Here is a 9,543-nt window from a genome sequence, read left to right as displayed (position 1 = left end):
CTAAATATAGTGGACGATTTCTTTATGATTTTAAGTCAACTGCTATCACCTGAAACTGAAGATCAAAATAAAAATGAGCATATGGATTGGATTTCTTTGGATGTCCTTGTCGTAGAAGAAAACATACATGCCACGATTCTAATTCACATGCAAGAAGCAACCATAAATATCGATGAATCAGAATGTATACCAATCTAAAACAAAGAATATTTTCAAAAATATTACAAATCAAGACAGTATATTGCAAATTATTAGAATATTCTTTATTATATAAACGTTGTAACGTATTTAATATTGGGGAGGAATGGGGATGAAGAAAAAGCCTTTTAAAGTGCTGTCTACGCTTGCGGCGACAGCTGTGCTTAGTTGCACATTTGGATTTGGTAGTCAATCTGTTTATGCGGCGACGCCGTCTAATGTAGGAGCTTTAAGTCCAATTGATGAAAATTTAATTCCAGAGGAGCGCTTAGCAGATGCGCTCAAGAAACGCGGTGTAATTAGTGAATCTACGTCGAAAGAAGACACATTAAAAGCTGTTGAAAAATACGTAGAGAAGAAAAAAGGCGAAAATGCTGGAAAAGAACCAGCAGCGGGGGACAGTGTTACGAGAGAAGCTTCTGATTTTTTGAAAAAGGTTAAAGATGCAAAAGCAGATGAGAAAGAAAAAGCAAATCAACCTATTAGTGGCCCGGTAGCTGGACAAGAGCCGGTTAAAGGGGGATTAAACGGCAAAGTACCAACTACTTCAGCGAAGCAAAAACAATATAACGGTGATGTTCGTAAAGATAAAGTTCTTGTATTGCTAGTAGAGTTTGCTGACTTTAAGCATAACAATATTGATCAAGTACCAGGTTATATGTATTCAAATGATTTTAATCCAGAACATTATCAAAAAATGTTATTTGGTAATGAGCCGTTTACACTCTTTGATGGTTCAAAAGTCCCAACATTTAAACAATATTATGAAGAGCAATCTGGTGGTAGTTATACAGTCGATGGGACAGTAACAAAGTGGTTGACAGTTCCAGGTACAGCAGCGGATTATGGTGCAGATGCAGGAGATGGCGGTCATGATAATAAAGGACCAAAAGGACCTCGTGATTTTGTAAAAGAGGCATTAAATGCAGCTGTAGAAAGTGGTATTGATTTATCTGAATTTGACCAATACGATCAATATGACAATAATGGTGATGGCAATAAAAACGAATCAGATGGTCTTATTGATCACTTAATGGTCATTCACGCTGGAGTTGGGCAAGATGGAGGCGGTGGTAGACTAGGTGATGATGCAATTTGGTCACATCGCTGGAACCTTGGAACACCATATCCAATTGAAGGAACAAAAGCAAAGGTTGATAACTGGGGCGGCAAAATGGCAGCATACGACTACACAATTGAGCCAGAAGACGGAGCAGTTGGTGTATTCGCACATGAATTTGGTCATGATTTAGGTCTTCCAGATGAGTATGATACGAAGTACTCAGGATCAGGTGAGCCAATTAATTCTTGGTCTGTTATGAGCGGCGGCAGCTGGGCTGGTAAAATTGCAGGTTCAACGCCACCGAGTTTCTCTCCGCAAAACAAAGAGTTCTTTCAAAAGAACATGGGTGGAAACTGGGCAAATATTGTAGAGATTGACTATGATAAATTAAATCGCGGTATAGGTCTTGCGACGTACTTAGATCAAAGTGTAACGAAATCAGCTCGTCCTGGTCTGATTCGCGTTAACTTACCAGATAAAGATGTAAAAGGTATTCAGCCTGCATTCGGTAAGAAATATTACTATAGTACAAAAGGTGATAATCTTCATACAACAATAGAAACGCCAGTGTTTGATTTAACAAATGCAACAATGGCGAAGTTTGATTACAAATCATTGTATGAAATTGAAACAGATTATGACTTCCTTGAAGTACATGCAGTGACAGAGGATGATAAGAAAACGTTAGTGGATCGAATTGGCGAAAAGAATGTGAAAAATGGTCTAGACACAACGGATGGTAAATGGGTAGATAAGTCATATGACTTAAGCCAATTTAAAGGACAAAAAATAAAACTGGTATTCGAATACATTACAGATGGTGGTTTAGCACCGAACGGTTTTACTCTTGATAACGCTACATTAACTGTAGATGGAAATGTTGTGTTCTCTGATGATGCAGAAGGCGAAGCGAAATTAAAATTAAATGGTTTCGTTACAGCAAACGGTTTTGATAAGAAGAAACATAACTATTATTTAGAGTGGAGAAACTACGCTGGTGCTGATCAAGCGTTAAAATATAGCGGTGGTGTACCGTATAATACAGGTCTTGTTGTATGGTATGCAGACTCTAGCTTTACAGATAATTGGGTAGGTATGCATCCAGGCGAAGGTTTCTTAGGGGTTGTTGACTCTCACCCAGAGGCAATTGTTGGAACGCTAAACGGCAAACCAACTGTTAAAAATAGTACACGATACCAAATCGCAGATGCTGCGTTCTCCTTTAACCAAACGCCAGCATGGAAAGTTGTATCTCCAACACGCGGAACATATGATTACAAAGGGTTACCAGGTGTAACGAAGTTTGATGATTCTAAATCGTATATGAACGATTTAATCCCAGATGCAGGACGTAAAGTACCGAAGTTTGGATTGAAATTTGAAGTAGTTGGACAAGCAGATGATAATACTGCAGGTGCAGTTCGTTTATATCGTTAATAATGGAGAAGCTGTTGAAGAGGATTTCTTTCAACAGCTTTTTTCATAGGAACATAAATTTCAAGTTATTAATAATAATAGTAACTACTCAGCCATATATTTCATTTAGAAGTTTGTTGATGTTCAGATTGATTAAATCATGTTTCTATGCAGGCAAGCTTATTTTTTTAAGCCAGCTGCATAAAAGGGTCCATGAACTGCGATTGTTGATAAAATACGAGCAATTTCCTCCGGTGTTTCTTTTTGTCCATTATTTAACCATTGCTGAATGACACCTATATGAGCAGATGCCATATAAGAAGCTAAGTATTGACTTGGAACAAGTAAATTTTCCTTATTAATGAGAGCGCCATTCGTATCTTCAAATAGTGTTTTCCACATGAAGTCTTTCAATTTTGTTTGGAAAGATAAATCTCCTTTTGGGCTTAGTACAGCTTTCATAAAATCACTATTTTCGTTTAAAAATTCAAGGATAGAAGTGATAAGTACAAACGGCGTTGTCGGAGAAGGATTTGATCCAAGTTCAGCAATCATCTTTATTGCGATAAGTAAAATGCCGATTAGTACACGAAAAGAAAACTTCATATTAAAAATAAAACAAATAGTAACAGGAGCTATCGCGGCGCTTGTAATTGGATTTGGACTGACGTGGATCGCAGACGGAATGGTAGGATTAAATATCCCGAATTTCATGGATACAGCTTTATTTTTATCCATTACATCATTTAGTTTCTTCTTAATGATTTCGGTTGTTCTTTCATTAATGGGATTAAAGGGAATAGGTATATTTGCACTGTTACTTTTCTTTGGTGCACCGCTATTGGCGCTAGCGCCTGAAATAATGTCGCCATTTTATCAAGACTGGATTTACTCTTGGTTACCGATGCGATTCATGATAGAAGGTCTAAGAGAAATATTCTTCTTCGGAAAAGGATTAGCTTGGAATACGCCACTTACTGTGCTCGTTTGGATTGGTGTAGTAAGTATGGTTATCATACTTGGAACAGCTTTAAAGCGTAGTGTAGGAAAGGAACATAAAACTGAAGTAAATGCTTGAAAAATAGTAGAGGAAAAACCGTTTCACTAGTAGTGGGGCGGTTTTTTCATGTTGAGATATAAGCTAGGTAACATAGAAGAGATATTTAAGATGTAGTAGTTAATTGTGTTATATAATGTATGAAAACGCAATTGATCAAGGGTTTTATGTTGAATATGTTACAGATGAAAATGATGGAAGAACTCGTTTATCCATGTGATAGGTATATAAAGGGGGAAGTAAATGAATCATATTACTGCTGATTTAGTTAAAAAGTTAATACAAGAGCAATTTCCTAAATGGGCACATTTAGAAGTGAAACCTGTAAAGCTTAGCGGGAACGATAATAGAACATTTCATTTAGGGGACGGGATGAGTGTCAGGTTGCCAAGTGATGCAGCATATGTACCACAAGTAGAGAAAGAAAACAGTTGGCTTCCTATATTAAGTAAGGAACTTTCTTTACCAATTTCTGCACCAATTGCGAAAGGGAATCCTTCTGAAGAGTATCCGTGGCCTTGGTCTATTAATAAATGGATAGAGGGAGAAACGGTTACGAAAGAAAATGTTCGTGACTTAGATGAGTTTGCGGCGGACTTAGGCTCATTTTTAATAGAGTTACAATCAATTGATGCGAGTAACGGGCCAGTGGCTGGAGAACATAATTTTTACCGAGGCGGGTTTATATCTGTATACGATGAAGAGGCAAGAGTAGCCATTGAAAATAATAAGGATGTTTTTGATGAGACATTATTAAAACATTTTTGGGATTTAGCACTTAGGTCAACATGGGACCATAAATCAGTTTGGGTTCATGGAGATGTTGCACCGGGTAACTTACTTGTTAAAGATGGAAAGCTTTGTGCCGTAATTGATTTTGGTATTTTAGGAGTAGGAGACCCTGCTTGTGATGCAGCGATGGCATGGACATTTTTTCATAAGAATAGTAGAAAGGTATTTAAAGAAGCATTACGTATGGATGAAGAAACGTGGAATAGAGCGAGAGGGTGGGCGCTTTGGAAGGCGTTAATTACATATGATGCGCATAGGGGGAGTAATGAGAAAGTAGCAGAAGAATCTTATCGTGTGATTCAAGTGACTGTGGATGATTATGCAGGGGAATAGAAAAAAGCCTATTTTGATCGTATATTTCAAAATAGGCTTTTTCATATGATTAAATATTAGGAATAGAAAGAAGGATTCTAACGTTATTGTACAGAATATTTAGATAATAGGAGGTGTCGAATTTTGAGTGAAATTGAATTAAAAAGTAATGTAATTAAGACAGGGCGAGAGAAGGGGATTATTCTTCGGTTTATACTTGCTAGTCTAGTTGGGGTGTTTATGTTTTTCGTACCAGTTACGATAAACGGTGCTTCGTCTATTATGATTGATCATATTGTATCGTGGATTCGGACTTCAGTTCCTTCTGTAGTACCATATTACGCATTACTTGTAATGATAATTGGTGCGATTTATCCATTTTATACGAAGAAATGGAATGCATCTATTGTAGAAATTTGTTTTTCTATTTTAAAAGTAGTAGGTGTTGTTTTTGGCGTATTATATTGTTTGAAAGTAGGACCAGCTTGGTTCTTTTCGCCAGATGTTGGCCCGTTTTTGTATGAGAAGTTAGTTATATCAGTAAGTTTACTCGTTCCAATTGGCTCGGCATTTTTAGCGTTATTAGTCGGGTACGGATTGCTTGAGTTTATCGGCACGTTTTGTCGTCCGATTATGAGACCGTTATGGAAAACACCTGGGCGATCAGCAATTGATGCGGTTGCTTCATTTGTAGGAAGCTATTCGTTAGCCTTATTAATTACTAACCGCGTTTATAAAGAAGGAAAGTATACGACGAAAGAAGCAGCGATTATCGCAACAGGCTTTTCAACAGTATCCGCAACATTTATGATCATTATCGCAAAAACACTAGACATTATGCATTTATGGAATGTTTATTTTTGGACTACGCTTGTTGTAACATTCATCGTGACTGCTATCACCGTAAGAATCCCGCCACTTAGTAGAAAACCAGATACATATATTACGAAAGAAGGATTCCCAGAGCCCGTTTATAAAGAGAAAATGTTAGAGCGAGCTTGGGAAGATGCGTTAGAAGTATCAAAATCTGCACCGAGTATTATGAAAAATATCGCAGTGAATTTAAAAGACGGATTTATAATGACGATGGGGATTTTACCATCTATTATGTCAGTAGGATTAATTGGTATCGTCTTGGCAAAGTTTACGCCAATATTTGATTGGGTTAGTTATATTTTCTACCCATTTACATGGGCTTTACAGCTCCCAGAAGCGGAACTAGCTGCTAAAGCAGCATCAGTTGGTATTGCAGAAATGTTTTTACCTTCTCTTTTAGTTGTAAGTGCACCACTCGTGACAAAGTTTGTTATTGCGGTTGTTTCGGTGTCATCTATATTGTTTTTCTCCGCATCAATCCCTTGTATATTATCAACAGATATTCCGTTAAAAGTATCTGAACTTATTATTTTATATGTGCAAAGAACGATTTTAACGTTGTTGATTATTACACCGATTGCATACATACTTCTATAATGAATGAACTCGCTTTAAAGAAAAGCGAGTTTTTTAATGGTATTCGTTTTAAAATATATAGATAATACGTTATTGTTTTGTATGATATAGTTACAAGAGGGGAGGGGTAATAAATGGAAATTGTTCACGAAAGAGCAAAGTTACGGTTAATAGATAGCAATGATGTCGAAAAAATGTTTTCAATCGTGGAAGGAAATCGAGATATTTGGGCGTATTTAATCTCTAAAATGGATACTGTTCAAGATATGCAGCAATATGTTCAAAAGGCGATAAAAGCTTATGGGGCAGGTAAAGATTTGCCATTTGTTGTTGTTGATGAAAAGACGAATGAAATAGTAGGGAGTACACGCTTATATAACATTTCAGTTGAAGATAAGACAGTGGAATTAGGGCAAACGTGGTATGACCCGAGTGTACAGCGTACGAGTATGAATACAGAATGTAAGTATATGTTATTACAATATGCTTTTGAAAAATTGCATATGCGGAGAGTACAAATTAAGACGGATGCCCGAAATGAAAAAGCACAAAGAGCAATTGAAAGACTCGGCGCAGTAAAAGAGGGGGTACTTAGAAACGAAAGAAAATTACCGAGTGGACATGTTAGAGATGCAGTTGTATACAGTGTTATTGCAAGTGAATGGCCAGCTGTAAAAGAACGGTTATTAGAAAAATTAGAGTCGTATAAAGAAAAACGATAATTCATATTAAGAAAGGTGTATTGATCGTCAAGATGAAAAATATACCTTTTTTCTTACAAAACAGTTACTTCTTTTGTTTCATCATTCCATTATGATAAAAAATTCGTTACAATGTAGTTGTATGGTAATAAACTTATAAATTATACAAATGTAATGAAACCGCAAACGAAAAATGAATTGATAATCCTCAATTTTAAATGAAAACCCTTTAATGAATATATATGACAAGAAAAATTCCTTCTTTTAAACAAATTCAAACAAAATGATTTGATATATACGTTTTTATATAGAAGTATGGATGATGTACGGAGGCAGTTATAAATGAAAGAAAATAAGAAAAGTAAGAAAAGAAGAATCTTGCAAGTATTCTTGCTTATGATTTGTTCTATTATTTTATATGTAAGTTATGCAGCTTACGATATTTGGAGTTATCGCTTTAAAACAGATGATGGTGTGAAGACAGATGCTGGCATTGTGCTGGGAGCAGCTTCATGGAACGGAAAACCATCTCCTGTATTTAAAGAAAGAATTAATCATGCAATTTCTTTATATAAGAACGGTAATATTAAAAAGATTATTTTCACAGGTGGTACAAAGTTTGAGGCAGAGCTTGAGGAAGCGCGTACTGCTAGAGTGTATGCACTGAAACATGGTGTAAAAGATGAGGATATTTTAATTGAAACAAAATCTCTTTTCACAGAGGAGAATTTAAAGAATGCAAAGCAAGTTGGAATAGAGAACGGAATACACACATATACGATCGTGAGTGATCCACTTCATATGAAACGTGCGATGAAAATTGCAAAACATCTTAAAATTGAAGCGTATGCATCACCAACTCCAACGTCAGCGTATAAAACGTTAGATACAGAAATCCCTTTCTTTTTTAAAGAATTATGCTCGTATATTGGATATGTAACCTCTTTGCCATTAAAGGCATTGAAAGGGGATTAATATAAGAAAAGAATCTATCCTTTCATATAGGAACTTTTCTTATTGTTCAAAAGCATTGTATTTTTATCGGAATAGTGAAACAATAGAGAGGTAACTTCATATAATCATAATGACAAAATGAACGGTTTATGAATCGAACATAAAGGAGATTATGTATGGCACTCTCATTTGTTGAAACAGAAGAACAATCTTTAGTTATTGAGAAAATAAATAAATTGATTCCGAAGTTCATGGAAAGGGAGCATCAACTAAGTGAATTAGGATCATTTCCGTATGAAAATATTAATAATTTGAAAGATATCGGATATACGAAATTAACGTTGCCAAAAGAATTGGGAGGCAATGCGATTTCTTTATATGACTTCGTTTTATTTCAAGAGAAAATAGCAGAAGGATGCGGTGCCACCGCATTATCAATTGGATGGCACCTTGGCATTGTAAAGGAATTAGCTGAAAATCGCTCTTGGAATGAGGAAATGTTTACTTGGTTTTGTGAAGAAGTACGTAATGGTGCGCTTTTTAATAGAGCTGCAACAGAACCGAATACGGGGAGTCCTACGCGCGGCGGGAAACCAGAGACGTTAGCTGTCAAAAAAGGTGAGAAGTGGATTATAAATGGAAGAAAAACGTTTACGACAATGGCGCCAGTACTTGATTATTTTATCATTTCAGCAAGTATTGAAGGCCAGGAAGAAATCGGAGAGTTTGTCATTCCAAAGAATACGATAGGCGTAATAATTGAAGAAACGTGGGATAGTATCGCAATGCGAGGAACTGCGAGCCATGATCTTGTTTTACAAAATGTAGAGATACCAGATCGCTTTTTCACTGATATAAAGGGTTCAAAGGTTAAAGCTAAGGGGATTGGCTGGTTACTTCATATACCAGCATGTTATTTAGGAATTGCACAATCAGCAAGAAATTATGCAGTTCAGTTTGCGGGATCATACAAGCCAAATAGTTTAAATCATTCTATTAGTTTATTACCGAATGTTAGAAGATTAGTTGGAGAATTAGAACTTGAGCTTATGCAAGCTCGCGTCTTTTTATATCAAATTGCGAAAAAATACGATGAGGCAGAAGATAAATTATCATTGCAAGCCGAACTAGCAGCTGCGAAATATGTTGTAACGAACGCGGCAATATCTATTGTAGATAAAGCAATGCGCATCGTAGGGGCGAAAAGTTTATCAGAAAAAAATCCGCTTCATCGCTATTATTTAAACGTCAGAGCAGGACTACACAATCCGCCGATGGATGATGCAACACTATCTATGCTGGCGGATGCGGCGTTTCGGTCGTAATGAAGAAATATAAAGTTTGTTCCGTTCTGGAACAGACTTTTCGTTGTCGGTGAATCAGTATTCTATGTTGAATCGTTGATATATTTAGAGTTGTGATAGATATATTTGAAAAATCGTTGATATAATTCCATGTATTATGTCATTGTTCAAAGAATAGGGAATTAATGAACTAGAGATAACGAACCGTATTTTTGTAAGAATCATATATTTTTCTCCCTTTATAAGAATATAAGAATGTATAATCACTAGAAAAACATAACATATATTCCATTT

6 protein-coding genes and 4 pseudogenes are annotated in these 9,543 nt (G+C 36.1%); 9 read left to right on the top strand and 1 reads right to left on the bottom strand.

The genetic code is table 11. From position 1 onward, the window contains the following. Both AB3X48_RS13425 and AB3X48_RS13420 read left to right on the top strand, forming a co-directional pair. Positions 1-198: pseudogene (locus AB3X48_RS13425) on the top strand (hypothetical protein); the annotation flags it as partial. 112 nt (positions 199-310) lie between these two features. Beyond that, on the top strand, positions 311-2,698 hold the full coding sequence (locus AB3X48_RS13420) for an immune inhibitor A domain-containing protein (RefSeq protein WP_016105325.1): 2,388 nt from the start codon (positions 311-313) through the stop codon (positions 2,696-2,698). A 159-nt stretch (positions 2,699-2,857) separates the two neighbouring features. Here the strand turns inward: AB3X48_RS13420 and AB3X48_RS13415 are convergent. Continuing rightward, positions 2,858-3,235, bottom strand: a pseudogene (locus AB3X48_RS13415) (TetR-like C-terminal domain-containing protein); the annotation flags it as partial. On the opposite strand from AB3X48_RS13415, the pseudogene AB3X48_RS13410 reads away from it, so the two are divergent. The 7 genes and pseudogenes from AB3X48_RS13410 to AB3X48_RS13380 form a co-directional block, all read left to right on the top strand. Then, positions 3,219-3,755: pseudogene (locus AB3X48_RS13410) on the top strand (ABC-2 transporter permease); the annotation flags it as partial. The pseudogenes AB3X48_RS13415 and AB3X48_RS13410 overlap by 17 nt on opposite strands. Positions 3,756-3,867: 112 nt before the next feature. After that, positions 3,868-3,954, top strand: a pseudogene (locus AB3X48_RS13405) (DUF2691 family protein); the annotation flags it as partial. A 23-nt stretch (positions 3,955-3,977) separates the two neighbouring features. Continuing rightward, positions 3,978-4,859: an aminoglycoside phosphotransferase family protein gene (locus tag AB3X48_RS13400; RefSeq protein ID WP_088099208.1), complete on the top strand. Its 882-nt coding sequence runs from the start codon at positions 3,978-3,980 to the stop codon at positions 4,857-4,859. Between the two features lie 123 nt (positions 4,860-4,982). Next, entirely contained in the window at positions 4,983-6,311 is a 1,329-nt protein-coding gene (locus tag AB3X48_RS13395) for a YjiH family protein (RefSeq protein WP_016105321.1), read from the top strand. A 113-nt stretch (positions 6,312-6,424) separates the two neighbouring features. After that, on the top strand, positions 6,425-7,012 hold the full coding sequence (locus AB3X48_RS13390) for a GNAT family N-acetyltransferase (RefSeq protein ID WP_016105320.1): 588 nt from the start codon (positions 6,425-6,427) through the stop codon (positions 7,010-7,012). Positions 7,013-7,333: 321 nt separating this feature from the next. After that, positions 7,334-7,966, top strand: coding sequence for a YdcF family protein (locus tag AB3X48_RS13385; protein WP_002161257.1), 633 nt, complete (start codon positions 7,334-7,336; stop codon positions 7,964-7,966). Between the two features lie 155 nt (positions 7,967-8,121). Further along, positions 8,122-9,270 (top strand): acyl-CoA dehydrogenase family protein, encoded by a 1,149-nt coding sequence (locus AB3X48_RS13380; RefSeq protein WP_016105319.1) that lies wholly within the window; start codon positions 8,122-8,124, stop codon positions 9,268-9,270. Positions 9,271-9,543: the final 273 nt, after the last annotated feature.

The sequence above is a fragment of the Bacillus sp. S4 genome (assembly GCF_040838205.1).
Classification (GTDB): Bacteria; Bacillota; Bacilli; order Bacillales; family Bacillaceae_G; genus Bacillus_A; species Bacillus_A cereus_U.
The sequence above is the reverse complement of the archived record's forward strand: the minus strand, read 5'-3'. Positions and strand labels throughout refer to the sequence as shown.